Origin of the sequence: Streptococcus sp. CL5.50 (assembly GCF_049738015.1) — a bacterium.
Lineage (GTDB): Bacteria > Bacillota > Bacilli > Lactobacillales > Streptococcaceae > Streptococcus > Streptococcus mitis_CA.
Map to the genome: position 1 here is coordinate 1 of NZ_JBKOTR010000011.1, position 24,949 is coordinate 24,949.

Consider the following 24,949-nt stretch of genomic DNA (forward strand, 5'->3'; position numbering starts at 1 on the left):
CAAATTTCGTCCTTTCTAGATCTTAGCTTTTATTCAACCCACTACAGTTGACAAAGAGCCGAAAAGAGGAAGTTTGAAAGACATCAGCCCGAATTACGCAATCCTGTCGCAATTCCGTTGATGGTTGTATGGATTAATTTTTCTTGATCGCTTGATAATTCTCCTCGGCGTTGACGTTTAATCAACTCCAACTGGATATAGTTGAGAATATTAAAGTAAGGCATACGATAATCCAAACTTGCTTTTAGATATGGATTTTCAGCCAAGAGTTCATCGTAACCTTCGATAGCCAAGATGACTTCCTTGGTGACTTGCCATTCATTTAGAATAGTCTCATAGATTGCTTTTACTTCTTCATCCTCACACAGTTTGGCATATTCAAAAGCAATATTCATATTTGATTTTGACAAGACCATGTCGACATTTGAAAGAAGCGATTGGAAGAAAGGCCAATTTTGGTACATATCTCGTAAGATAGCAATATTCTCTGGATTTTTATCGATAAATTCCTTGAAGCTTGAACCAACCCCATACCAGCCAGGGAACATGACGCGACTTTGCGACCATGAGAATACCCAAGGAATAGCTCGCAAACCACCGATTTCAGTAATAGTCTTACGAGCGGCTGGACGAGAACCAATGTTAAAGCTTGAAATAGCCTTGATTGGACTTGACTCGAAGAAATAATCATAGAAATGGTCATTGCCAAAGACCAAATCACGGTAGATATCGTAACTACGGTCCACCACTTGGTCCATAATAGCTTCATAACGATTGGATGTATTGGTATCGCTCTTCTTCTGAGTAATCATACGGTTAATGGCTGCAGATACTAGCATTTCAAGGTTATAGTAGGCTGCGTCTTTATTACCGTATTTATTTCCAATTACTTCACCCTGCTCCGTCAAGCGGATACGATCCTTAATAGACTTGAGCGGTTGAGAGGTGATGGCCTCATAGGTTGGTCCACCACCACGACCGACAGTACCACCACGGCCGTGGAAGAAGGTAACCTTAACGCCAAATTCATCTCCAATAGCAGTCAATTGTTGTTGAGCCTTGTAGAGGGTCCAACATGATGAAAGGTAACCACCATCTTTATTACTATCAGAGTAACCAAGCATGATTTCTTGGTAGTTATTACGTGAAGCAATCCATTTCTTAGCAAGAGGAAGTGAAAGGTACTCTCTCATGGTTTCTTCTGAGTGATCCAAGTCCTCGATTGTTTCAAAGAGAGGAACGATTTGGACACGAGCTCTTTCTTTATCAACTAGCCCTACTTCTTTTAGCAAGATAGCCAATTCCAGCATGTCTGATACGCTGGTTGCATGTGAAATGATGGTCTGACGAATGACATCATCTCCCAACTTATCTTTCAACTTACGAGCTGCCTTAAAGATTGCTAATTCTTTTTCAAGTAATTCTGATTTTTCAACATGAGTGGCAGAAAGAATACGTGGATCTTCTTCCAATTCTTTCAAGAGAAGCTGGCATTTTTCTTCTTCACTTAGTTCACTATAATGAGAATGAATACCTGCTGATTTCAAGAGTTCAGCTACACAGGCTTCGTGAACACTAGAATCTTGACGCATGTCAATAGATGCCAAATAGAAACCAAAAATTTCAACTGCCTGGATCAACTCAACAAAATCACCAGAAATCAGTGCTTCACCCTTATTTTCCAAGAGGGAATCACGAATAGTAATTAAATCCTTATAAAAATCATTAGCTGTTTCATAGCGAGCCCCAACTTCCTTATCCTCAATCAGATAGGTTTTTGTTGCTTGGATTTTTGATTGAATATCAAATAAGGCACGGCGGTAAAGCTCTTTTTCACGATAAATCGAGTTATCCTTGGATTGGCGAGCCATTTCTCTGACTTGCTTGCTCACATTGACAATACTGGTTGAGAGAGAGAACTCACGATAAAGTTGGTAAATCTTTTCATCATAGTAGTTCATGATGACTTCACACTGGGTCATAGCAGATTGTTTCAAGGTATCTGCTGTAACAAAAGGATTCCCATCACGGTCTCCACCAATCCACATTCCCATGGTAATTGGTTTAGGATGTTTCAACTCCAAGCCGTGTTTTTTAGCCAGACGCTTGTACTCAGCAGTCAAATGAGGAACAGCTTTCAGGAATGAACTATTGTAGTATTCCATAACATTCGTGATTTCATTGGTTACTTTCAATTTCTTTTCACGAATCATATCTGTCTGCATGATAATCTCAATGTAACGACGGAGATCATTATGCCATTTTTCCTTATTAATCAATCCTAATTTCACATCACGATACTTACGCAAGAGGGTATGGATATGGTTAGTCAAATCCAGCATACTCTTACGTTGTACTTGTGTTGGATGGGCAGTCAAAACAGGGACAACATTCAAGTGTTCTAGAATTTCAACCGCATTTTCTTTTTCTGCAACCATTTTGATCGTTGCCGATAATTTCCCAAGATAATCTTGATCGATATTATTTTGGTGGTTGATTTCATAGGCCAAATCCACATCTTCTGAAATATTAATCAAGAGAGGCAAGATAGAGAAATAGCGTGAAATATAAGCCATTTCATCATTTGACAGACTCGTAACCAATTGGTTCAAGCCTTGATAATCTTCTTGAGTTGATAATTCTTTCAACTCCATGATTTTTGCAAAAGTCTCTGGGGCAAGCATATTTTTAGTGATATCTTCTAACAATTCTGTTAAAATCAATACTTCTTCTTGCACGACAGCTTTATTACTATAGTTTTCTAATTTTTGAAGAGACATAGGTAATCCTTTCCACTATCAACTCTACATATAGTTTGATGAGTGAGCTTCTAACTCCTCATATAATTGGGCACGTTTTTCACTTGCATCAATATTTAAGACAAAGGCGATGGCTACAGACAAGACTAGGAGACTGTTCCCTCCTTGTGATAAGAAGGGGAAGGTTACTCCTGTCGAAGGAATAATGCCCGAAATTCCGCCAATATTGACAAATACCTGTACCAGCATCATCCCCCCAACCCCAATCGCCATCATGGAATTAAAGGGATTCTTAGCACGAATACCGACTAGGATAATCCGCAAAATCAGGAAAAAGACAAGGGCTAAAATCAAGCTGGCTCCCACAAATCCAAACTCTTCAATGACAATTGAAAATACAAAGTCTGTATGAGCCTCTGGTAAATAACCACGTTTTTCGATTGAATTTCCTAATCCTAGACCAAACCAACCACCATTTACCATGGCAAAGTAGGAATTTGCAAGTTGGTGGCCTGCTCCTGCCAAATCAGCAAAGGGATTAAAGTAGGCACTGAAACGCTTAGCAACGTAACCAAATACTGGAACTTTTGAAAACTTATCAACCCCAATCATAGAAATAGCTGATAAGGATAGGGCTGAAACTCCAAACAATACACCGATAAAGACTATAAACCAACGATGAGCAATCCCACTAACTGTATACATAATCAAGGCGACCAGCGCTAGGATTGTAGCATTCCCCAAATCTGGGAAAATAGCCAAACTTCCTATCATTACCAAGAGGACAAAACGCCAATCATTAAAAGCTCGAGGAATCCATTGATTTTGAGTTAAAACTTGAAAATCGTAAATACCAATTTCATCCTGTTGTTTTGAAAAACGTTGGGCCAAGTACCAGACGATGATAATCTTCAAATACTCCGCTGGCTGAATGGTCAAAGGTCCTACTGAAATCCAACCATAGGCTCCATTGACTGGCGTACCAATTAAGCGAGCCAGAGCTAAGAGAATCAGCTCAACAAACATAACAATAAATAAAAGTCGTTCTTTTCTTAAAAAATTCAGTTTCAGCTTATATATCAAGGCAATCAATATTAAACTAAATATCCAAAACATTCCCTGACTTCGAACCAATTGGAGGGCACTTTTACCTTCTTCGATAAGAATGGCACTGGTTGTAGAATAGACTACAATCAAACCCAAAATAGATAAAAGTAAGTAAGGAACTAGAATAGAATAGTTTAACAGGTGCCTCTTACTAATCTTCATAGTATCACCAATCTAATGAGAACAAAAGAAATTATTCCCAAATTCCGTTTATTTTCTAGTTTTGATTGCTATTATACCATTTTTTCCGAAAGAAAAAAACTCTTACCCTTAAGATAGAAGATTTTCTCATAAGAAAAAGAGCACTTGGCTCTTTTCTGTTTTATTCTTTTGAAGAACTGCTTGAGCTTGAATCTCCACCACCGATGTATTGAGTGAAGATATTTTGGAAGGCTTGATCTTTAACCTTGATATTGGCTGCTTGCAATTCTTTTCCGATAATACTTTGAACAAATGATGCGTCGTTTTGTTTTTGAGTTAAGATAACAGTTTTTAATTTTTCTTTGTAATCGTCAATATTAGATGATTTTTCTGTTTTCTTAATCAGTTTAACAATGTAATATTGGCTGCTGTATGCTTGTGTTCCAGTAACACTAATCACATCAGAAACACCGTTTACATCTAACGCAAAAGCTGCTTTCTTAACTTGATCTGGTACTTCTGTTGAAGCAGAATCAAAGGTGATTTCTCCACCATTCGCTTTAGTTTTCTCATCTGTTGAATTATCTTTGGCTAATTGAGCAAAGTCTGCATCACTAGCTTTGGCTTTTTCGAGGACTTCTTTCGCTTTATCCTCATTATCAAGACGAATGATTTGAGCCGTTACATCTGGAGTGTACTCGTCATAAGCCTTCTTGTAAGCATCATCTGTCAATTCAGCTTCTGCTGCTTTCTTAACTGCCAACTCAACCAATTTACTTGTACGAATTTGAGCTTTACGTGTTTCAAGAGTCATTCCTGCTTGCGATAAGACACGTTGGTAGTTCTCACCATATTGTTTCTCTTCTTCGGCAATAGTATCGTTGACTTCTTTGTCATCTACTTCTGAGCCATATTGCTTCTCAAATACTTTTTGGATGGTCATGTTCAACAAGACTTGTTGTGCTGAAGGGTTGCTTTTCACTTGCTCATAAAATTGATGTTCTGTGATGACATCCCCTTTCATGCTGATAAGGTCTGCCCCTTCTGAACCTTTCGAACAAGCTGCTAAAGTTGCTACTGATAATAGTGTAATGGCACCTGCCAATAGTTTTTTCTTCATGTCTACTCCTTTGAGATAAGTGTTACCCTATCTATTTTACTATATTTTCTTAAATTTTTCTGAAAATCATTCGCTGTCAGGCAATTGAACATCTGCTACATTTTTACGAAGCATGAGAATACCGTCCCCCAGAGGTACTAATGTTGCGGTGAGTCCTGGATTGTCTAAGGTTGCATCAAATAGTCTTTGAAGTCCTCTGTAAATAGTTCGCTGACCACGACGGACTTCCATAATATCCTTGGCAACATCACCACCTTGGAAAATATCATCCAAAACAACCACACCACCGACTTCCAAATGTTTGAGGATTTCTGGCAGAAAGACGATGTATTTAGACTTGGCTGAATCCATAAAGACGAAATCATAGGACTCTGTCAAGGTAGATAAGACATCTACCGCATCTCCTTCTAGGAGCGTAATTTGCTTGCGACTGTCAAACTGGGCGAAATTTTTCTTGGCAAATCCAATCATCTCTGGATTGCGGTCAATGGTTGTAATCTTTGCCTTTGGCGCATGTTCTGCCATCAAGAGGGCTGAAAACCCGATGGCCGTCCCAATTTCTAGAATGTTTTTAGGTTGTATGGTTTCCATGAGAAAACGGAAATAAGCAACCGTTTCATGGGGAATAATGGGAATATTTTCCTTGCGGGCAAAGTCTTCCAATTCTTTCAAAGATCCTGTGACTTGCTTTTGGCGCTGACGCATCAAGTCTACAATTTCTTCCTTGACGACAGGACGACGCATGTTATGGTTAGCATTTTTACTATACGATTCAACCATCTTATGCCAATCCCAATTTTTCAACAAGGGCTTCAAACTCATTCAAACGACGTTCAAAGACTGCAAAGGCATCGTTGAGATAGTCTTCCTTCTCCATATCAACACCAGCTTTTCTCATGACATTAAGTGGATAGTCAGATTTACCTGCCTTAAGGTAGTCGATATAGCGGTCGCGGTCTTCTTGACTACCATGGACAATCTTTTCAGCCAAGGCTGAGGCTGCCGCAAAGCCTGTTGAATATTGGTATACATAGTAGTTATAGTAGAAGTGTGGAATGCGAGCCCACTCGTATTGGATTTCAGGATTGTCTTCCTTACTCAAACCGTAATACTCTTGGTTCAAGTCTGCATAGAGTTTATTTAAGAAGTCGCTTGTCAAGACTTCACCATTTTGATCCGCTTGGTGAATCGCGTGTTCAAACTCAGCAAATTGAGTTTGACGAAAAACTGTTCCACGGAAACCGTCTAGGAAGTTATTGAGAATAGCAAAGCGCGTTGCATCATCTTCCACTTCTTCCAATAATTTCTCCGTCAAGATATTTTCATTGGTCGTTGAGGCAATCTCAGCCAAGAAGATAGAATAATCTCCGTAAACATATGGCTGCGTTTCACGAGTATAGCTTGAGTGCATACTGTGACCAGTCTCATGGACAAGAGTAAAGAGATTGTCTAGATTGTCCTGCCAGTTGAGAAGCATAAAGGCATTTGTATCGTAAGAACCACCAGAGTAAGCCCCTGAACGCTTGCCTTGGTTTTCGTAAACATCAATCCAACGCTCGCTAAAGGCACGTTTAACACGGCTCAAGTAATCCTCACCCAAGACTGCCAAGGCTTCTTCTGCTTTTTTCAAGGCTTCTTGGTATGTAAAACTGTATTCAACAGATGAAAGTGGTGTGTAGACATCGTACATCTTGAGGTCTGAAATTCCCAAGATTTTTGAACGAAGCTCAAGGTAACGATGCAAGAGTGGCAAATGCTTGCGAACTGCTGCTACCAAATTGTCATAAACACTTTCTGGAACAAAATTAGCCGCTAGGGCTGCATGACGAGCACTCTTGTAGTTGCGAACTTTGGCACGGTAGTTTTGCACCTTAACATTGGTTTGCAAGGTTTTGGCATAGGTGTGTTGGAATTGTTGATAAGTCGCATAAAGGGCTTGATAGGCACCACGGCGAACCTCACGATTTTTAGACTCCATCAAACGTGTGTAAGTCCCATGAGATAGCTGAACTTCCTTACCATCATCGTCAAGAACATAAGGGAACATAATATCCGCATTGTCCAAGATAGCGAAGGTTTCACTTGCCGAACCAAAGATTTCTCCAGCTCCAGCTAATAATTCTTCTTCGCGTTGTGATAGAACGTGATCCTTGCCTTGCAAAAGTTTGTCAAAATAGTGTTGATAAACCTGCAATTTTGGCTGAGCTTCTAAAAAGTCAGCATACTGCTTTTCACTAATTTCCATAAATTCAGGTTCATAGAATGAAAAGGCTTGGTCTAGCTGGCTATAGAGAGTCATGGCCTTGGCATAGTACTCTTGGTACTTGGCTTCACGCGTGTCCTGGTCATTCTTCATATGAGCATAAACGTAAAGCTTCTCCATTTGGCGTTCCATTTCAAGAGAAAATTCAGTAATTTCGAGTAGGCTATCCGCACTATCCAGGAGATGACCTTCATACTGGGATACTGTCTCCAATTGTTCTGTTAAATCTTTTAAGGCTTCTTCCCAAGCCTGGTCAGTTGGGTAAATCGTTGATAGATCCCATGTATCTTTTTCATTTATTTCATGTCTTTGTAATACCATTAGATTCCTCCATCCTTTCTATTCTACCATATTTTTTAAGAAATATTGCTGATAAAAGGCTGGTGGATAGAGCTTTTGCCAATCATTTTGAGGATTTTCTTGATAATAGGTTTGAAAATACTGATAATAGCGAGTCAAATCTTTCTCAATTTGGCAAAAATCACCTACTAGTGGTCGAATTTGTGGATACCATTCTTTTAGCCCATAAGTTAGGAGATTTTCTCCCTTCTGATAGGCTTCTGCTTGTTCTTTCATCCAAATGGGATTTTGATAGTACAGTTGTTGCCGGATATAACGACAGATGTCCTTGTCCTGAGAAACTGTAAAATGAGAAATTTTTTGTTTCTTATAGGGAAGACGCAATATTTCCAGTAAACCAGCTTGACCATAGGGAAATTCCTTGATTTGATAATGGAGTTTACCTCGAAAATCTTGGTGAATCAGGTATTTGAGTCTCAAAACTTGTTTTTCCTTGTCTAATTCCCAAACATAAAAGCCCATATTTTGACTGAAATAGAGAAAACCTTGTTGCAGACGGGTTAAGCGGTCTTTGAGCCACAGTTTTTGACCCAGCAACCACAGTACTTGGTACCCCTGACTACGATAGCCCTCACTGCGCTCTTTAAGAACTTTTTGAGGCAAGGGACTACACTGAACTTCTAGAGCAAGATGACCATTTACAAATACATCCGCAATCTGTTTAAGCTCTGGAAGAGGGTATTCTAATTGCACCTCTGCCTCTTTTTTCAACCAGTGATAAAGGACTTCCTTGTTTTCCAAGTGTTCTTGACTTTCATTTTCAGAGGAAAAATCACAGTCTTTTAAGGTTTTGTGGGCAAAATGGGTCCGGACACTTGGTCCTTGACGCAAACGGAGCTGACCTCCACAAGCTGGGCAGGTGTATTCTTCCTTCTCAAGTTTATCCTCTAACACATTTACCAATTCTCCCCTAGCATCTCTCGCAACAAACATGATTTCCCTCCTTTTCTATATTATTCGTAAAAAAGAAAAAAGATCAGGAAATTTCCTAATCTTCATTCATGTTTATTTGATTTTCTTAGCTAGCATGGTCGCAAAGCGTAGTTGAATACGATTGCCATTTTCGTCACGACGGTGCAAATGGCCTGGATTTTCATTGTACTTAACCAATTCCCAGTCCTTGTAATAGTCTGCCAATTCCCCTTCTTTAAAGGTAAATGGAAAGTTCACAGAGCAAGGATAATCCTCCGTGTCCATAGCACAAACGATAAGATTGTAACCACCAACACTGGTTTTCTCCTGCATATTTTGAATAATAGCTGGAATGCGGTCCGCTTGTAGAAACATGAGAACAACTGTTGAAACGATAAAATCATATTCTTTCCCAATACTGGCTGAATTGATATCGTAAAGACCAACAGGCATATCTAGGTCTTCCTGCTCAACAATGCTTTGCAAGATTTCAAGAGATAATTCATTTTGATCTACAGCTGTCACATCAAAACCATTCTGTGCAAGAAAGAGAGAGTTACGGCCCTGACCACAGCCCAAATCCAAGGCTTTCCCTGGTTTTACTATCTGCATTGCCTCTAGGACCTCTGAATGAACAGGATTGGTATTGTATTTCTTAGGAAAATAATCCTCAGGTTTACAATAAAATTCCAAGTACCATTCTACATCGTCTGTTACAGCCTCCACTCGGTGCCAGGCTTGTGGTTGCGCCATTGGATTGTCAGCCCCTGCTTCAAATAGGTGTTCAGCTAGAACCTCACCATCCTCTGTCAATTCAATAAACTTGAGAGTTCCTTTTAAAACAGTAATCTTGCCCCAAGTCCCAACCTTGGTATTGTGCTTTTGCTGAACAGCCTCTGGCATGGTTTCTTTAGTCCACAAAGGCATGCGTTTATAGGCAACTAGTTTTTCCATCTTCATTCCTCTTTTTATCGCTGATTAACAGCTTTCATAACACGCGCGATGTCGCGGTTTTGCTCACGTCGTTTGATAGACTCCCGTTTATCGTAGTCATGCTTCCCTTTAGCTAGGCCTAAAAGGAGCTTGGCATAGCCATCTTTGATATAGACTTTAAGGGGAACCAGGGTCATTCCTGTTCCTTTAGTCTCTTGTTCCAATTTTTGAATTTGCTTTTTATGGAGTAAGAGTTTTCGACGACGTTCTGGTTCTTGGTTCCAGATATTGCCCTCTTCGTAAGGAGCGATATGAACATTGCTCAGCCATACCTCCCCATTTTTTACTTGGGCAAAGCCATCCTTGAGATTGATTCGAGCTGCTCGTACACTCTTGATTTCAGTTCCAGTCAGGACCATCCCTGCCTCTAGCGTATCTACGATTGTATAGTCGTGACGCGCCTTTTTATTTTGTGCGACGACCTTTCCCTCGCCCTTTGCCATGCTTGGCTCCTTTCTTAGCTACTTCCTTGTAAAAAGGTTTCTTGCCCTTTTTCTTCTTGTCTTTTTGTGAATGCTTGCGCTTATCATTTGAGCGTCCTGATTTTCTCTTATCTTCCTTCTTATCTGAACGACGACTTGAACCACGCCCCCTGTCACTGCGATTAGACTGTTTTAAGCCTTTTTCAATCACATCAAACTCACTTGGGATATATGAGAAGTCAATTTCACCCGTCATCTTGTCGGCTCTTTCAACTCGGATACGAATCTGTTGCCCTACACGGAAGGTTGTTCCTGATTTTTCTCCACGAAGAGTCAAATCACGTTCGTTGAAATGATAAAATTCAGGTAAATTAGTGATGTGAATCAAGCCTTCAACTGTGTTTGGCAATTCGACAAAGAGACCAAACTTGACAATGCTGGACACAACCGCATCGTACTCTTCACCCACGTATTCTTCCATGTACTCAGCCTTTTTCATGGCTTCGACTTCACGCTCGGCCTCGATAGCTCGACGCTCACGGTTGGAAGACTGGGTCGCAATCTCTGGAATCACTTGTTCAAAATGCTCTGCTATTTCCTTAGAACGGCTGTAATCACGAATCATACGGTGAACAAGAAGGTCTGGATAACGACGAATCGGACTGGTAAAGTGAGTGTAATAGTCAGCAGCAAGGCCATAGTGGCCGTGATTGTGCTCCGAATAGCGAGCCTGCTGCATAGAGCGAAGAAGCATCATGGACAATACATCTGCATAAGGTTCCCCCTCAACAGCACGCATGATGTCTTGGAGGGCCTCCTGGCTAATCTCACTGGCAGTCCCATAAATACGCAAGCCAAAACTCGAAGCATAATCAATAAACTTCTGAACTTTTTCAGCCTTAGGCTCCTCGTGAATTCGATAGATGAAAGGTAGATCCAGCTTGCTAAAATGCTCGGCAACTGTTTCATTGGCCATCAGCATAAAGGATTCAATCATGCGCTCAGCAACACCACGCTGACGAAGAACGATATCAACAGGCTTACCTTGCTTATCCACTAAAATCTTAGCTTCATTGGTATCGAAATTGAGGGCACCACGTTTCACACGCATGTTTTCTAAAATTTCATGAAGCTTGGCCATGAGTTCGATACTAGGGACAATTTTCTGATATTCTTGTCTCTTTTCCACGTCGCCAGCTAGAATATCATTAACATCGTTATAGGTCATACGGAAGCTTGTCTTGATTACCGTTTGTGTAATGGTGTAATTGACCACACGACCATGTTTATCAATCTCCATAATGGCAGACTGGGTTAGGCGATCAACTTGAGGATTGAGGGAGCAGATACCATTTGACAGTCGTTCTGGAAGCATTGGGACCACACGGTCTGTCACATAGACAGAAGTTGCACGATTAAGGGCTTCCTTATCAAGGGCAGACCCCTCAGTCACATAGTAGGAAACATCTGCGATGTGAACACCGAGCTCCAAATTCCCATTTTTTAAAGCCTTGATATGCACCGCATCGTCCAAGTCTTTGGCGTCAGCACCGTCAATGGTAAAGGTAATCTCATCTCTTAGATCCAGACGGCCTTCCATATCCTTTTGAGACGGAACATCAGGCACACTTTCTGCTTCCTTGACAACAGCCTCTGGAAATTCTGAGACAATGTCCATAGACTCCAAAACCTCAAGAACATCAATTCCGACATCCGTTGAATGCCCCACCACATCTAGAACACTCGCGACAAAGAAATCATGTTTCTTGCTTGGGTATTTGTCGATAAAGACCTTGAGAACTTCTGTTCCCTCCAGTTTAAGGGCTGGTTTTTTTACATAAATCGGTTGGCTGATTTTCTGATTTTTCGAACGGATGTAGCCAGCATACTTAGGTTTTTCCTGATCTAGAACGATTTGACCGACAACAGTTGTCAAACTGTGTTCTAGGATATCGATAATTTTGGCTTCCGCCGCTGTTCCCTTGTTACGATCAGCGACTTTCTTGATGACAACCTCAACAGTATCGCCATCAATAGCATAGTTGACATCGTTTTTACCTACAAAAAGGTCGTCCTCCTCGCCTTCTAGACTGACAAAACCAAAGCCATTTTTATGGGCATGAAAAATCCCCTTGAGAGTAATCTCATGTTTTTTCTTAACTTCTAAGGTCAGAGTACCATCTTCTTCAAAACGAATCTGGTGCTTTCTTTCCATTAGGGACAAGGTTTTAATCAACTCACGAAAATCCTTGGAACCGTCTTTTCCCAAAGCCTGAGCCAAGTCATTGACAGTCACCTTTCCCTTGTCTTGTAAATATTCTTTTATTCTATCTTTCATATTTTCTTTCTAGATTTTTTATTTTCTTTTACTGTAAAACCTTCTAAAATATCTTTTAAAAATAAAAAGAGGCAAAGACCTAGTCCTGCCCATTATTTTCTTATCTACTTGATAATACCGTCAATGCTAAGGCAATGGCTAGCCAGAAAAAGACTAAAATCCCAGTCAAACGCTGCATTACAGCTTCAAAACCGCGAGCTTTACTGCGTTCAAACAAATCACCTGAGCTGGCATCAAATACATTGCTGGATTGGTTTTTGGTTGGTTGCATGAAAATCGCAATCACAATCACAACAGATAATACTAATAAAATGGTTAATAATAGGTTATACATATCAAACTCCTTAAAATCCCTATTATTTTACCATAAAATCTACTTAGATTCAAGATGTAGGGTTACTTTTCTTTCCTTGGGACAATACTTTAAAACCTCAATCTTGTCTGGATGGGTTTTTGAATTTTTACTGGTTAGGTAATTGATACTGCCACAAGAGAAGCATTTGAGATTAATTTTTACTCGCACTAGATTTCCTTTACTTTTAATAATGTTCGAAATTGAAGAAGGTTAAAGAGACAACTAAAAGCAACACAAAGGCTTGTCGCATAAAAGACTGCATGGTAGCCAAATTGACCTGCTACTGCAGAACCTGCCATGGGACCAACGACACCTCCCAGATAAAAGAATACCTGATTGAAGGCAAAGACCCTTGAAATACCGGCTTTGGGTGTCATTTTGCTGAGAAGGGCATTAACTCCGGGAATCAAGGCACCGGTTCCCAATCCAAAGAGGAAACGATAAAATCCTAGTTGAAGGGGGCTAGAGGCATTGGCACAGAGGAGATAGATGATAACTGAATAAAACTGGGCGACAACCAAGAGGCGATGGTTGCCCACCTTGTCACCTAGCTTGCCCATGACTCCTGCACTCATCATGCTGGAAAAGCCCATACTGGACACAATCAAACCAGAGACAAAAAGAAGATTCTCTGTCTGCCCTAAGTCACGCACATAAAGAGTCAGAATAGGGCCAATCGATTGGGCTGAAAACTGGATGACAAAACTGGTCAGAAAGAGGTTGACCAAAAGATAGGGATATTTAACTGAGGTAAATAATTCCTTTGTTGGGATGGCCTTTTCCTTGGCTACTGGTTTAAAATCTTCCTTGATAAAGCAAATAGTCAAAACAGCAGCTAAAAATAGAAAACAACCAACCAGTAAAAAGACAGTACGAATGCCAAATAATTCTGCGATAAAGCCACCAATAAAGGGACCCGTTAGAGTACCTGCAACTACGCCTGTAGACAAAGTTCCGAGAGCAGAGCCTGATTTCTCCTTGGGAACCTGACTGGCTATCAGGGCCGTTGCATTGGGAACAAAACCCGCAAATACACCATTCAGTAAACGAAGAAAGATTAACCAATAGATATTTGGCACAAAAGCCAATCCCCCCATAGTGATAGTCATGGCCAGACCAGCACGAATCATCATGGGTTTTCGACCGTATTTATCAGCAAGGATGCCCCAGATAGGAGAGAAAATTGCCGCGGAAATAGCAGAGACAGAAATAGCTAAGCCGGCATAAAAAGCGACTTGCTCTCCCCCTACACCCAGACTTTCCACAAAGATGGGCATAAAAGGCACAACTAAGGAAATACTGGCTCCTGTCAGAAAATTACCGAACCAAGCAATGCGCAGATTATCCTTCCAGTTAATTTCTGTCATCTGGCTTACCTCCCTCAAGAAGGGAGAACACCTGAGTAAGAAGCTGGTCCTGATTTCCATTGTTGTTTAAAACATGGCTGGCCAAATCTTTCTTTTTCTCTAAAGGCCACTGGGCTGCCAGACGAAACTCAGCTTCATTCTTGGATAGCTGATCCCTTTTCATTAAGCGTTCTACTTGGACATCTCTATCCACATAGACCAGCCAAGTCTCATCAAACCAAGCGCTGTAGGCCTGCTCAAAAAGTAGGGGAATATCCATGAAGAAAATCTCTTCTGTCTGAGCCAATTGGTCTCTTAATGTAGCTAGTTCCTCACGGATAATCTCTCCTTGGATTTGCTTAGACCATTCTCGTTCTTCAGGATTTGAAAAGATAAGACTAGCTAGGAGAGGGCGATTGAGTTCTCCATTTTCAAGGATGATTTCTTGCCCAAAGTGCTGGACTAGAGCCTTAAACAGACGACCGCCAGGTTTCTGTAGTTGGTGGACGACTGCGTCGGCATCCACTACTTGAAAGCCTTGCTGTCTTAGAAAATTTGTCACGGTTGACTTACCAGAGGCAATTCCCCCAGTGATTCCAATGATTTTTCCCATCAATTCCTCCTTTGGCACTGAGGACAAAAGTGAGTTCCTCGTCCGCCCAGTTGGATTTTCTCAATGATGGTACCACAGCGTACACATTCTTGACCAGCCTTGTCATAGACCTGATGAAAATCCTGCATGGTTCCATCTTCCCCAAAGGCATTGGTATAGGTCCGAATGGTGGAACCACCTTTTTCAACAGCCTGGCCCAAAACAGCAATGGTCTGGTCATGAATGGCTGACGCTTCTTCTGCTGTCAAAGTGTGGGAAGGTCTAGCTGGATGAACCTGAGCTCGCCAGAGGACTTCATCCACATAAATATTGCCAAGGCCAGCAACCAAGGTCTGGTCTAGGAGATGGGATTTGATAGGCTTTTTGGACTTGGCAAGGGCAGCTTGAAAGACCTGCAAATCAAAGTCTTGTTCGCTTGGTTCAGGTCCTAGTTTTTTAGAAAGAAAGTAGGCTTCCAAAAGGTCAGGCGCCAAGAGTTCCATAGTACCAAACTTGCGTACATCCTCATAAACAAGCGTGCCACCATCTTCAAACTGAAAGAAAACATGGGCATGCTTGCGTTCAGGAACCTGGTCCGGATAATAAAAATACTTGCCCTCCATCCGCAGATGGGAAATCAAGACCTTGTCAGTTAGGTAAAAAAGCAAATATTTGCCCCGACGTCCCATTGACTCAACAACTTGACCAGACACTTCCTTTTGAAACTCGTCCAAATCCGTCTTAATCATCTTGGGATAACGAATTTCTATACTCGAAATCTTCTTACCCAAAATCAATTTTTCTAAGCCACGACGAACGGTTTCAACCTCAGGTAATTCAGGCATAAGTCCTCCTTCTGTAAAAACAAGAAGCAGGCATGAGCCCACCTCTACTTAGTATTCTTTTTCATTGTAGCCAAAGTCAGCTAAATCTAGCTTTTTATCGCGCCAGTTTTTCTTGACCTTGACCCAGGTTTCTAGGAAGACCTTATCTCCTAGCATAAGTTCAATATCACGACGGGCCATGCTACCAATTTTCTTAAGCATAGCGCCACCTTTACCGATGATAATCCCTTTTTGGCTATCGCGCTCGACCATGATGGTTGCACGGATGTGAACCTTGTCTGTCTCTTCATCTCGTTTCATAGAATCCACTACTACTGCAACAGAATGCGGAATTTCTTCACGAGTTAGGTGCAAGACTTTCTCGCGAACCATTTCTGAAACCAAGAAACGCTCTGGATGGTCTGTAATTTGATCAGACGGGAAATATTGGAAACCTTCATCTAGATTTTCACTCAAAATATCCACTAGACGAGACACGTTATTTCCCTGAAGGGCTGAGATAGGAACAATTTCCTTAAAGTCCATCTGATTTCGGAAATCATCAATCTGAGATAAAAGCTGGTCTGGGTGAACCTTATCAATCTTGTTCACCACCAGAATAACAGGAACCTTAGCAGCCTTGAGACGTTCGATAATCATATCGTCTCCCTTACCACGCGCTTCATCAGCAGGCACCATGAAGAGAACAGTATCCACTTCACGAAGGGTGCTATAGGCAGATTCGACCATGAAATCTCCAAGAGCTGTTTTAGGTTTGTGAATCCCTGGTGTGTCGATAAAGACGATTTGCTCCTTATCGGTCGTGTAAATTCCCATGATTTTGTTGCGCGTTGTCTGCGCCTTGTCACTCATGATGGCAATCTTTTGCCCCATAACGTGATTTAAAAAAGTTGACTTCCCAACATTGGGACGTCCTAAAATGGCTACAAAGCCTGATTTAAAAGTCATAATTTCCTCTTACTGTTTAAAATAATAAATCCCAAATCCGTGGGAGAAAAATCAATGCGCCTGTTAAGGCTGCGAAAAGAGAGACCACTAATACCGCGCCAGCCGCCATATCCTTGGCATTTTTAGCCAGCATGGAAAAGTGATAGTGACTGGCCAAATCCACAACATTTTCAATAGCAGAATTGATAATTTCAAAGGCTACTACCAAGAAAATGCTCAATAGGAGAAAAAGCCATTCGATTCGTGACACCTGAAAAACAAAACCTGCAAGAATGACTACAAGAGCCGTCACTGCATGTTTTCGCATATTGCGTTCTTCCTTGATGGCAGTAAAAATTCCTGTAATGGCAAATTCTAAACTGGATATCAGGTCACGATTTTTCCATTTTCGTTTATTGTCTTGTGAGTCCATAGGCTGTCAAAATTTCTTCTTGTAAACCGAACATCTCCGCTTCTTCTTCTGGAGTGTAGTGATCATAGCCGTTGATATGTAAAAAGCCGTGTACTGCCAAGAAACCCATCTCACGCTCAAAGCTGTGGCCATATTCCTCAGCCTGCTCATGAGCCTTATCAATAGAGATGAACAATTCCCCAATATAGGCATCAAACTCAGACATCATCTCTGCCAATTCCGGATTTTCAAGCAAATCCTCTTCGTCAAAGGCAATTTCCAACTCTGGCTTGTATTCAAGGCTGATAACATCTGTCGGACGGTCTGTGTCACGGTACTCCAGATTGAGTTCATGACTACGCTCATTGGTCACAAAGGTAACTGCCATCTCCTTGTCTTCTTTTCCTAATTTTTGGGCTGCAAATTCCAAAATTTCTTGGGTTTGTTGCAACATTTCTTTTGAAACTTGACCAGTTTCATCTACCATTTCAATATACATGTGCTTCTCGTTTCTCTTTACTTGGCTTTATTATACCACATTTCCATGATTTTATTCTACCTTTTTGATATAATACTATGGAATACAATCACAAGGAGAGAACGATGTCATTTGACGGATTTTTTTTACACCACATGGTTGAGGAATTGCGAAGAGAGTTAGTGAACGGTCGCATCCAGAAAATCAATCAACCTTTTGAACAAGAGTTGGTCTTGCAAATCCGCAGCAATCGCCAAAGCCATCGCCTGCTCCTTTCTGCCCATCCAGTTTTTGGACGCATTCAGCTGACCCAAACGACTTTTGAAAATCCATCCCAACCTTCTACCTTTATCATGGTTTTAAGAAAATATTTGCAGGGTGCCCTGATTGAGTCGATTGAGCAAGTGGAAAATGACCGTATTGTGGAAATGACAGTTTCCAATAAAAACGAGATTGGAGACCATATCCAGGCTACCTTGATTATCGAAATTATGGGGAAACACAGTAATATTCTACTGGTTGATAAAAGCAGTCATAAAATCCTCGAAGTTATCAAACACGTCGGCTTTTCACAAAATAGCTACCGTACCTTACTTCCTGGATCGACCTATATCGCTCCGCCAAGTACGGAATCTCTCAATCCTTTTACAATCAAGGACGAGAAACTCTTTGAAATCCTGCAAACACAGGAAACGACAGCTAAAAATCTTCAAAGCCTCTTTCAAGGTCTGGGACGTGATACGGCAAATGAATTGGAAAAGATTCTGGTTAGTGATAAACTAGCCACTTTCCGAAACTTTTTCCATCAAGAAACCAAGCCATTCTTGACTGAGACTTCCTTCAGTCCAGTTCCTTTTGCAAATCAAGTGGAAGAGCCTTTTGCCAACCTTTCGGATTTGTTGGACACCTACTATAAGGACAAGGCTGAGCGCGACCGTGTCAAACAGCAAGCCAGCGAACTGATTCGTCGTGTTGAAAATGAACTTCAGAAAAATCGACATAAGCTAAAAAAACAAGAAAAAGAGTTACTAGCGACAGACAATGCTGAAGAATTTCGCCAAAAAGGGGAATTGCTAACAACCTTCCTCCATCAAGTGCCTAACGACCAAGACAAGGTTATCCTAGACAACTACTATACCAACCTACCTATCACGATTGCGCTTGATAAGGCCTTGACTCCCAACCAGAATGCCCAACGCTATTTTAAACGGTATCAGAAACTCAAAGAAGCTGTCAAATACTTGACTGATCTGATTGAAGAAACAAAGGCAACCATTCTCTATCTGGAAAGTGTGGAAACTGTTCTCAACCAAGCTGGGCTGGAAGAAATCGCTGAAATTCGTGAAGAATTGATTCAAACTGGCTTTATCCGTAGAAGACAACGGGAGAAAATCCAGAAACGCAAAAAACCAGAACAATATCTAGCAAGCGATGGCAAAACCATCATCTATGTTGGCCGAAACAACCTGCAAAATGAGGAGCTAACCTTTAAAATGGCCCGCAAGGAGGAACTTTGGTTCCATGCCAAGGATATTCCTGGAAGCCATGTTGTCATCTCAGGAAATCTAGACCCATCTGATGAAGTCAAGACAGACGCGGCAGAGCTAGCTGCCTACTTCTCTCAAGGTCGCCTGTCAAATCTGGTGCAGGTGGATATGATTGAAGTCAAGAAACTCAACAAACCAACTGGTGGCAAACCCGGCTTTGTCACTTACACAGGACAAAAGACCCTCCGCGTCACACCAGACCCAGAAAAAATTGCATCCATGAAAAAATCCTGATTTTACTTGAAATCAGGATTTTTAACTTACTATTCACTCAAATCATATTCATACTCAATGAAAATCAAAGAGCAAACTAGGAAGCTAGCCGCAGGTTGCTCAAAGCACTGCTTTGAGGTTGTAGATAAGACTGACAAAGTCAGTCACATACATCATCCAAAGCGACGCTGACGTGGTTTGAAGAGATTTTCGAAGAGTATTAACATACTATTCACTCAAATCATATCCAATTATAGGACTAATCTTTACCACCTAGCTTCTCATTGATTTTCATCATCACACTAGCAATTTTTTCACCCCAATAAGGGTCTGACGCATATTCCACATTCATACCAGACGCCTTGTTTCCAAGGAAAGTTCTGCCCCTATCGATATAATTTTCCTTAATCCACTTGGTTGCTCCTAAAATACCTTTATCCACATCATCAAATGTCTTGGCAGAAAGGTACGGGGTCGTATCATAGGCTGTAATTCCAAAGAAATTATTCTTATCTTTGGCAATCTTACTTCTTCCCCAGTCGCTTTCTAAGGCACTATGAGCAAGGAGATAGAGGGCATTGATATGGTAATGTTCTTCGGCTTCCTTAAAGGTAGCTCCCTTATTTTCCAGGAGGCTATTGTCAATATTTAACAGACTAAATACCTTATCCAAATCTTCAGCACTATAGTTTGTAGCCTCTGTCAAATCTTTAAAAAGGAAGGGATTTTCAAGGTTAAAACCATCAAAATGCAGTCCATCTGCCGAATAATATTTCTTGCCTACTTCCATATCAGAAAGATGAGCAGATACTGGGATACTAGCATTCTGAGCCACATAGTGATAAAAACGGTGTCCATCACTCTCATAATAAGGGATAAAGTTCTTACTAGCATCTAGTGCTTGTAAATCTTCTGTTTTCATATAGCCTGACAAACCAGAAATAGTAATAGCCAGGCGCTTGTCATCACTTTTTCTATCCTTATCTAGCCAAACAACACTACCTTGCGATATATAGGACAGCTTTTCACCATCTGCATTATAGATATTTGCTGTAACTGGAAGGACCTGATAATAATCAGAGCTAGTCTTGGACTCCTTATGCAACTTTCCATCGTTTCCTAGCTGATGACCATCAATAGTCTCATTTTTTGCCATGTAGCCACCGGATTTGAAGTAGTACCAGGCTTGATTTTTAGAATCGTATACCCATTCTTTATCAGCCATTTTGCCATCAGATTTTAGATAAAACCATGACTCCTTATCCAAAATCCATTCATTGGCTGCCATATAGCCACCGGATTTTAGATAATAATAGTGACCATTTTCGAAAATCCATTCTTTATCAGCATGATTTCCATTTTCTTTGATATAAAACCAAGATTGGTATTGTTTGTCAAAAAGCCAACCTTGCTGTACTTTAGCACCACTAGCACTCACATAAGCCTGTTCAATCCACTGACTTGTCAGTAAATAACCACCTGATTTGAAATAATAGTCCTTACCCTTGATTTGGAGCCATTCTTTCTCTGCGTGTTGTCCATCTGCTTTGATATAAAACCAAGCATCATATTGAGAATCATAGACCCAGTCTTCTATTACCTTGGCACCTGTAGCACCGACATAGGAAGCTCCTAGCCAAGCATTTCTTTTCATCTTTCCATCTTGGTCAAGATAATAGAGGACTCCCTTGTCTTCTATCCATTCTGACTTGGCCATATAGCCACCAAATTTGAGGTAAAAATAGTCGTCACCTTGCTTTAGCCATTCATTTTCAGCATAGTTGGCATCTTCTTTTATATAAAACCAAGATTGATAGTGAGCATCAAAAATCCACTCATTAGCTGCTTGATTCCCATCTGCTTTCAGGTATTGTTTTCCTTGCCAAGTACCATCACTAGCCATTGCACTCTCTGGTCTGGCTAAGAAAAATAGCAGAGCTAAAAAAACAAATCTCAATTTCTTCATAAACTTTCTTCCTCTGTTCTTTCTATTTTATTGTATCAAAATTCTCTATAATCAATATTACAAACTGATAAAAAATCAAGAACAGATTGATTGCAGTTTACCTCAGAGACTCTTTTACTTCCTTGCGTAGATTTTCTAGACTGCTGATACCATATTTATCCATAACCTTTGGTAAATTTTCGATAATATCAGGACAGGCGTAAGGATTGGTAAAGTTGGCTGTTCCAACTCCTATAGCAGATGCTCCAGCCAGATACATTTCTAGGGCAGCTTCAGCCGAATCCACTCCTCCCATTCCAATGATAGGCAGGTCTGTTGTTTGGGCGACTTGGCGGATAAGTTTGAGGGCTACTGGAAAGACTGCTGGACCAGACATTCCACCTGTTCCATTGGCCAAGATTGGTTTTCTGGTTTTGAGGTCAAAACGCATTCCAACCAGAGTATTAATCATAGTCAAGCCACTTGCTCCTGCATCCTCTGCTGCCTTTGCGACAGTAACGATATCGGTCACACTAGGGGTTAATTTGACATAAACTGGCACATCAGAGGCTTCCACAGCTGCTTTCACCACATCATAAGCCAAATCTGGATCTTGACCAATCAAGAGTCCATGATTACAGTGATCTACGTTGGGACAAGAAATATTGAGCTCAATAGCCTTCACATTAGATGCCTTGGAAATACCACTAGAAACAACTGCATACTCTTGTTTTGAAAAACCAGCTACATTGGCAATAATAGGAAGATTTGGATATTCTCTTTCCAGCCACGGTAGCTTTTCAGCCAAAACAACCTCTAAACCAGGATTTTGCAAACCGATTGCATTGAGCATACCAGCGGGAGTTTCTGCCACCCTTGGAGTTGGATTGCCAAAACGTGGTTCAAGTGTTGTCGCCTTGATCATAATAGAACCTAAAAGGTCTAAATCATAGTACTTGGCATACTCTTGTCCAAAACCAAAACAGCCTGATGCTGGAATGATCGGATTTTTCAAATCCAAACCAGGTAGAGAAACTTGTAAACGATTTGTAGTCATGATTTTCTCCTTATAATACAACAGTTCCTGTTCGGAAAACAGGACCATCTTCACAGACGCGTTGGCTGACCGTCTCGCTTTCTGGCACTTTTAGGACACAGGCATAGCAAGCCCCCATCCCACAAGCCATACGAGATTCCAGAGATAGATAGGCTCTTGGGTGGTCATAAAAGTTTTGATTGATATACTTCATCATGCCAGGCGCCCCACATGAATAAACAGCATCAAACTGACTGTCTAAGTCATTGATGACAACAGACACATTTCCTTTAATGCCATATGAACCATCATCTGTCGTTACAAAAACCTGACCATATTGGGCCAATTCCTTTTCAAGGATAACAGCATCCTTGTTAGCAAAACCAAGGACTGTCACTACTTTCACACCACGCGCATGTAATTCCTTGGCCACCTCAAGCAAAGGAGGTACACCAATCCCACCTCCAACTAAGAGAACCTGGCTCTGCTCATCTAGGTCAGACAAGTCAAAACCATTTCCCTGAGGACCCATCACATCAAGAGTATCTCCCTGACTTAAGGTTGAAAAAATAGCTGTCCCAGTTCCCTCAATCCGATAAATAAGATGACACTGCTTATTTGCCTTATCAATAGACGAAATTGAAATAGGACGACGCAAAAGATGGGCATCATCAGGCACACGCAGATGAAGGAATTGGCCTGCTCGCATAGCTTCAACCATTTCCCCTTCTAGGACTAATTCAAAGATTGCTGGCGCGATTTCCTCCTGTGCTACCACCTTCATGGTTTCCAAACGAATTGCACCCAAACGTTTCTTACATGTGGGATTCATGACTTCTCCTCCTTAAATTTTAAGGGGACCAGATAAAGAAAAGACCTTGCTAGTGCAAGGCCTCAGTTAAAATTGTACAACAGAAGAGAGCACACTCAAAAAGTCTCCTCTAGAAAATTGTACTATTCTTTTATCTGACACCTTGTGAGTCTCTCTGGACTCCCCTTAAAGGTTAAATTTTTACTAGTATACTCTTTCAGCTAAAAAAAGTCAAGTAGAAAACGAACATTCTACTTAACCTCACGAGATTATTTTTCACGAATGACTTCGACCTTGTAGCCATCAGGGTCTTTGACAAAGTAATAGTTAGGCGCAGTTCCTGGTAGGCCATTTGGCTCAGTAACTTCATAACCTTTGGCACTGTGCTCTTGATGAAGCGCCTCAAGATCAGGTGTACTTAGGGCGATATGGGCAAATCCATCTCCAACCACATAAGGACCATGATCGTAGTTATAAGTCAACTCCAACTCATAGTCATCACCCTCAAGACCTAGATAGACAATCGTGAAGGCATGGTCTGGAAAATCTCTGCGACGCAATTCTTTAAATCCAAAAGCATCTTGATAAAATGCGATTGATTTTTCAAGATTTTCTACTCGCAAGCAAGTATGTAGCATTTTTGAAGCCATATTTTTCTCCTTTATTTTTAAAAAGACTGGGACAATCCTGTTCCAGTCTTATCTGTTATTATTTACCAAGTTTTGCTTTAGCTGCATCTGCAAGAGCTGTGAAAGCTGCTGCATCGTTAACAGCCAAGTCAGCAAGCATTTTACGGTTAACTTCGATCTCAGCCAATTTCAAACCATGCATCAATTGTGAGTATGAAAGTCCGTTCATACGAGCTGCCGCGTTGATACGAGTGATCCACAATTTGCGGAAGTCACGTTTTTTCTGACGACGGTCACGGTATGCATAGTAGTAAGAGTTCATTACTTGTTCTTTTGCAGTACGGAACAAGATGTGTTTAGCTCCATAGTAACCTTTTGCTAATTTAAGAATACGTTTACGACGTTTACGTGATACAACGCCACCTTTAACACGTGCCATGTTTTATTTCCTCCAAATATTTCCTAGAATTGTTTACTTACAGTCAAGCTATTATTTCAAGCGAGTAAGCATTGCTTTGATACGTTTGTAATCTCCTGAATGCACCATAGATGCTTTACGAAGATGACGACGTTGTTTCTTAGTTTTTCCGTGGAAACGGTGAGAAGTGTAAGCACGGAAACGTTTAAGTCCACCAGAACCTGTACGTTTGAAACGTTTAGCTGATGCGCGGTGTGTTTTTTGTTTTGGCATGATTTTTTCTCCTTTATTTAACTTTCTGACAATTATTTTTTGTCAGTCGCTGGCGCCAATTGCATGAACATTTGACGTCCATCCATTTTAGCACGTTGTTCGATGATGGCAATATCTTGAGTTGCTTCAGCAAACTCGGCTAAAACTTTTGCACCAATCTCTTTATGGGTAATCATACGACCCTTAAAGCGAATAGATACCTTAACTTTATTTCCTTTTTCAAGGAATTTGCGTGCATTGCGAAGTTTTGTATCAAAGTCACCCTTGTCAATAGTTGGACTTAGACGAACTTCTTTTACAGTAACAACACTTTGTTTTTTACGTTGTTCTTTTTGCTTCTTCTGGTACTCAAATTTGAACTTACCGTAGTCCATAATTTTTGCAACAGGCGGTTTGGCTTGGGGTTGAATCAATACTAGGTCAACATTAGCGTTATCAGCCAAAGCTTGCGCTTCACTGAGTGGCTTGATGCCTAGCTGTTCTCCTTCAAGACCAATCAAGCGAACTTCACGTACACGAATCTCATCATTGATGAATAAGTCTTGCTTTGCTATGGTTTTCACCTCTTTTGTTTTATTAGAGAAAAACAATAGCGGACTCGTAAATATACAAGCCCGCACGTTATGATAGCGTTTCTTAGAAACTTTTCATCCGTAGGGCCAGGCAACTTAATGTCACAAGGCGAGAAGCTCTCACTTCTGCTTTTC

25 protein-coding genes and 1 other annotated feature (1 of these 26 cut by a window edge) are annotated in these 24,949 nt (G+C 40.9%); of the genes, 1 reads left to right on the top strand and 24 read right to left on the bottom strand.

All coding sequences use genetic code 11. From position 1 onward, the window contains the following. Positions 1-83: 83 nt before the first annotated feature. The 17 genes from ppc to ybeY form a co-directional block, all read right to left on the bottom strand. Entirely contained in the window at positions 84-2,780 is a 2,697-nt protein-coding gene (ppc, locus tag ACLNCV_RS07570; protein ID WP_033684999.1) for a phosphoenolpyruvate carboxylase, read from the bottom strand. A gap of 24 nt (positions 2,781-2,804) precedes the next feature. Next, positions 2,805-4,028: a cell division peptidoglycan polymerase FtsW gene (ftsW, locus tag ACLNCV_RS07575; RefSeq protein WP_033684998.1), complete on the bottom strand. Its 1,224-nt coding sequence runs from the start codon at positions 4,026-4,028 to the stop codon at positions 2,805-2,807. 160 nt (positions 4,029-4,188) lie between these two features. Further along, complete coding sequence (gene prsA / locus ACLNCV_RS07580; protein WP_000727954.1) at positions 4,189-5,127, bottom strand: peptidylprolyl isomerase PrsA; 939 nt, start codon at positions 5,125-5,127, stop codon at positions 4,189-4,191. Positions 5,128-5,193: 66 nt separating this feature from the next. Then, entirely contained in the window at positions 5,194-5,907 is a 714-nt protein-coding gene (locus tag ACLNCV_RS07585; RefSeq protein ID WP_004239376.1) for an O-methyltransferase, read from the bottom strand. Position 5,908: 1 nt separating this feature from the next. Continuing rightward, entirely contained in the window at positions 5,909-7,711 is a 1,803-nt protein-coding gene (pepF, locus tag ACLNCV_RS07590) for an oligoendopeptidase F (RefSeq protein WP_424845052.1), read from the bottom strand. Positions 7,712-7,729: 18 nt separating this feature from the next. After that, the gene (locus ACLNCV_RS07595; protein ID WP_084926416.1) at positions 7,730-8,683 is read right to left on the bottom strand and encodes a competence protein CoiA; all 954 of its coding nucleotides are present in this window, start codon (positions 8,681-8,683) and stop codon (positions 7,730-7,732) included. Between the two features lie 72 nt (positions 8,684-8,755). Then, positions 8,756-9,616: an SAM-dependent methyltransferase TehB gene (gene tehB / locus ACLNCV_RS07600; RefSeq protein ID WP_424845053.1), complete on the bottom strand. Its 861-nt coding sequence runs from the start codon at positions 9,614-9,616 to the stop codon at positions 8,756-8,758. Positions 9,617-9,630: 14 nt separating this feature from the next. Continuing rightward, positions 9,631-10,098, bottom strand: coding sequence for an SsrA-binding protein SmpB (gene smpB, locus ACLNCV_RS07605; RefSeq protein ID WP_001051750.1), 468 nt, complete (start codon positions 10,096-10,098; stop codon positions 9,631-9,633). Then, entirely contained in the window at positions 10,061-12,415 is a 2,355-nt protein-coding gene (rnr, locus tag ACLNCV_RS07610; protein ID WP_424845054.1) for a ribonuclease R, read from the bottom strand. Before rnr ends, smpB begins: the two co-directional genes overlap by 38 nt. A gap of 100 nt (positions 12,416-12,515) precedes the next feature. Then, positions 12,516-12,749: a preprotein translocase subunit SecG gene (gene secG, locus ACLNCV_RS07615; protein WP_000282517.1), complete on the bottom strand. Its 234-nt coding sequence runs from the start codon at positions 12,747-12,749 to the stop codon at positions 12,516-12,518. Positions 12,750-12,788: 39 nt separating this feature from the next. Next, positions 12,789-12,938 carry a 50S ribosomal protein L33 gene (gene rpmG / locus ACLNCV_RS07620; RefSeq protein WP_424845055.1) on the bottom strand — a complete coding sequence of 50 codons (150 nt, stop codon included), beginning with the start codon at positions 12,936-12,938 and terminating at the stop codon, positions 12,789-12,791. Continuing rightward, positions 12,938-14,137 carry a multidrug efflux MFS transporter gene (locus tag ACLNCV_RS07625; protein WP_424845056.1) on the bottom strand — a complete coding sequence of 400 codons (1,200 nt, stop codon included), beginning with the start codon at positions 14,135-14,137 and terminating at the stop codon, positions 12,938-12,940. The genes rpmG and ACLNCV_RS07625 overlap by 1 nt, the downstream gene beginning before the upstream one ends. Then, the gene (gene coaE, locus ACLNCV_RS07630) at positions 14,124-14,729 is read right to left on the bottom strand and encodes a dephospho-CoA kinase (protein WP_424845057.1); all 606 of its coding nucleotides are present in this window, start codon (positions 14,727-14,729) and stop codon (positions 14,124-14,126) included. Before coaE ends, ACLNCV_RS07625 begins: the two co-directional genes overlap by 14 nt. Then, on the bottom strand, positions 14,729-15,553 hold the full coding sequence (gene mutM / locus ACLNCV_RS07635) for a DNA-formamidopyrimidine glycosylase (RefSeq protein WP_424845058.1): 825 nt from the start codon (positions 15,551-15,553) through the stop codon (positions 14,729-14,731). Before mutM ends, coaE begins: the two co-directional genes overlap by 1 nt. A gap of 48 nt (positions 15,554-15,601) precedes the next feature. Next, positions 15,602-16,501: a GTPase Era gene (era, locus tag ACLNCV_RS07640; RefSeq protein ID WP_000143264.1), complete on the bottom strand. Its 900-nt coding sequence runs from the start codon at positions 16,499-16,501 to the stop codon at positions 15,602-15,604. Positions 16,502-16,517: 16 nt separating this feature from the next. After that, the gene (locus ACLNCV_RS07645) at positions 16,518-16,913 is read right to left on the bottom strand and encodes a diacylglycerol kinase family protein (protein ID WP_000378157.1); all 396 of its coding nucleotides are present in this window, start codon (positions 16,911-16,913) and stop codon (positions 16,518-16,520) included. Next, positions 16,894-17,391, bottom strand: a complete 498-nt coding sequence (gene ybeY, locus ACLNCV_RS07650; protein ID WP_000275156.1) for an rRNA maturation RNase YbeY — start codon at positions 17,389-17,391, stop codon at positions 16,894-16,896. The genes ACLNCV_RS07645 and ybeY overlap by 20 nt, the downstream gene beginning before the upstream one ends. A gap of 104 nt (positions 17,392-17,495) precedes the next feature. Here ybeY and pavA point away from each other — a divergent pair, with 104 nt between their 5' ends. Further along, the gene (pavA, locus tag ACLNCV_RS07655) at positions 17,496-19,151 is read left to right on the top strand and encodes an Rqc2 family fibronectin-binding protein PavA (protein ID WP_261029210.1); all 1,656 of its coding nucleotides are present in this window, start codon (positions 17,496-17,498) and stop codon (positions 19,149-19,151) included. Positions 19,152-19,389: 238 nt separating this feature from the next. On the opposite strand, the gene ACLNCV_RS07660 is transcribed toward pavA, so the two are convergent. From ACLNCV_RS07660 to infC, 7 genes are all read right to left on the bottom strand, one after another. Beyond that, positions 19,390-21,096 (bottom strand): glucosaminidase domain-containing protein, encoded by a 1,707-nt coding sequence (locus ACLNCV_RS07660; RefSeq protein ID WP_424845059.1) that lies wholly within the window; start codon positions 21,094-21,096, stop codon positions 19,390-19,392. Positions 21,097-21,193: 97 nt separating this feature from the next. Further along, positions 21,194-22,180 (bottom strand): dihydroorotate dehydrogenase, encoded by a 987-nt coding sequence (locus tag ACLNCV_RS07665; protein ID WP_424845060.1) that lies wholly within the window; start codon positions 22,178-22,180, stop codon positions 21,194-21,196. Continuing rightward, positions 22,143-22,943, bottom strand: coding sequence for a dihydroorotate dehydrogenase electron transfer subunit (locus ACLNCV_RS07670; RefSeq protein ID WP_060628467.1), 801 nt, complete (start codon positions 22,941-22,943; stop codon positions 22,143-22,145). The genes ACLNCV_RS07665 and ACLNCV_RS07670 overlap by 38 nt, the downstream gene beginning before the upstream one ends. A 248-nt stretch (positions 22,944-23,191) precedes the next feature. Continuing rightward, the gene (gloA, locus tag ACLNCV_RS07675; protein WP_000157153.1) at positions 23,192-23,572 is read right to left on the bottom strand and encodes a lactoylglutathione lyase; all 381 of its coding nucleotides are present in this window, start codon (positions 23,570-23,572) and stop codon (positions 23,192-23,194) included. A 58-nt stretch (positions 23,573-23,630) separates the two neighbouring features. Beyond that, complete coding sequence (rplT, locus tag ACLNCV_RS07680) at positions 23,631-23,990, bottom strand: 50S ribosomal protein L20 (RefSeq protein WP_000124834.1); 360 nt, start codon at positions 23,988-23,990, stop codon at positions 23,631-23,633. Positions 23,991-24,041: 51 nt separating this feature from the next. Then, positions 24,042-24,242 carry a 50S ribosomal protein L35 gene (rpmI, locus tag ACLNCV_RS07685; RefSeq protein ID WP_001125943.1) on the bottom strand — a complete coding sequence of 67 codons (201 nt, stop codon included), beginning with the start codon at positions 24,240-24,242 and terminating at the stop codon, positions 24,042-24,044. A 32-nt stretch (positions 24,243-24,274) separates the two neighbouring features. After that, positions 24,275-24,805 (bottom strand): translation initiation factor IF-3, encoded by a 531-nt coding sequence (gene infC, locus ACLNCV_RS07690; protein ID WP_000848180.1) that lies wholly within the window; start codon positions 24,803-24,805, stop codon positions 24,275-24,277. Positions 24,806-24,820: 15 nt separating this feature from the next. Then, positions 24,821-24,949: a sequence feature (ribosomal protein L20 leader region), on the bottom strand; it runs 3 nt beyond the window's last position.

Excerpts from the sequence above, each read along its gene's own strand:
- smpB (WP_001051750.1), bottom strand. The coding sequence starts at position 10,098 with ATGGCAAAGGGCGAGGGAAAGGTCGTCGCACAAAATAAAAAGGCGCGT.
- pavA (WP_261029210.1), top strand. The coding sequence starts at position 17,496 with ATGTCATTTGACGGATTTTTTTTACACCACATGGTTGAGGAATTGCGA.
- rplT (WP_000124834.1), bottom strand. The coding sequence starts at position 23,990 with ATGGCACGTGTTAAAGGTGGCGTTGTATCACGTAAACGTCGTAAACGT.
- ACLNCV_RS07670 (WP_060628467.1), bottom strand. The coding sequence starts at position 22,943 with ATGAATCCCACATGTAAGAAACGTTTGGGTGCAATTCGTTTGGAAACC.
- tehB (WP_424845053.1), bottom strand. The coding sequence starts at position 9,616 with ATGGAAAAACTAGTTGCCTATAAACGCATGCCTTTGTGGACTAAAGAA.
- rnr (WP_424845054.1), bottom strand. The coding sequence starts at position 12,415 with ATGAAAGATAGAATAAAAGAATATTTACAAGACAAGGGAAAGGTGACT.
- prsA (WP_000727954.1), bottom strand. The coding sequence starts at position 5,127 with ATGAAGAAAAAACTATTGGCAGGTGCCATTACACTATTATCAGTAGCA.
- ACLNCV_RS07660 (WP_424845059.1), bottom strand. The coding sequence starts at position 21,096 with ATGAAGAAATTGAGATTTGTTTTTTTAGCTCTGCTATTTTTCTTAGCC.
- coaE (WP_424845057.1), bottom strand. The coding sequence starts at position 14,729 with ATGGGAAAAATCATTGGAATCACTGGGGGAATTGCCTCTGGTAAGTCA.
- pepF (WP_424845052.1), bottom strand. The coding sequence starts at position 7,711 with ATGGTATTACAAAGACATGAAATAAATGAAAAAGATACATGGGATCTA.
- ACLNCV_RS07595 (WP_084926416.1), bottom strand. The coding sequence starts at position 8,683 with ATGTTTGTTGCGAGAGATGCTAGGGGAGAATTGGTAAATGTGTTAGAG.
- rpmI (WP_001125943.1), bottom strand. The coding sequence starts at position 24,242 with ATGCCAAAACAAAAAACACACCGCGCATCAGCTAAACGTTTCAAACGT.
- ftsW (WP_033684998.1), bottom strand. The coding sequence starts at position 4,028 with ATGAAGATTAGTAAGAGGCACCTGTTAAACTATTCTATTCTAGTTCCT.
- gloA (WP_000157153.1), bottom strand. The coding sequence starts at position 23,572 with ATGGCTTCAAAAATGCTACATACTTGCTTGCGAGTAGAAAATCTTGAA.
- ppc (WP_033684999.1), bottom strand. The coding sequence starts at position 2,780 with ATGTCTCTTCAAAAATTAGAAAACTATAGTAATAAAGCTGTCGTGCAA.
- ACLNCV_RS07625 (WP_424845056.1), bottom strand. The coding sequence starts at position 14,137 with ATGACAGAAATTAACTGGAAGGATAATCTGCGCATTGCTTGGTTCGGT.
- ACLNCV_RS07585 (WP_004239376.1), bottom strand. The coding sequence starts at position 5,907 with ATGGTTGAATCGTATAGTAAAAATGCTAACCATAACATGCGTCGTCCT.
- era (WP_000143264.1), bottom strand. The coding sequence starts at position 16,501 with ATGACTTTTAAATCAGGCTTTGTAGCCATTTTAGGACGTCCCAATGTT.
- ACLNCV_RS07665 (WP_424845060.1), bottom strand. The coding sequence starts at position 22,180 with ATGGTCCTGTTTTCCGAACAGGAACTGTTGTATTATAAGGAGAAAATC.
- ybeY (WP_000275156.1), bottom strand. The coding sequence starts at position 17,391 with ATGTATATTGAAATGGTAGATGAAACTGGTCAAGTTTCAAAAGAAATG.
- secG (WP_000282517.1), bottom strand. The coding sequence starts at position 12,749 with ATGTATAACCTATTATTAACCATTTTATTAGTATTATCTGTTGTGATT.
- ACLNCV_RS07645 (WP_000378157.1), bottom strand. The coding sequence starts at position 16,913 with ATGGACTCACAAGACAATAAACGAAAATGGAAAAATCGTGACCTGATA.
- mutM (WP_424845058.1), bottom strand. The coding sequence starts at position 15,553 with ATGCCTGAATTACCTGAGGTTGAAACCGTTCGTCGTGGCTTAGAAAAA.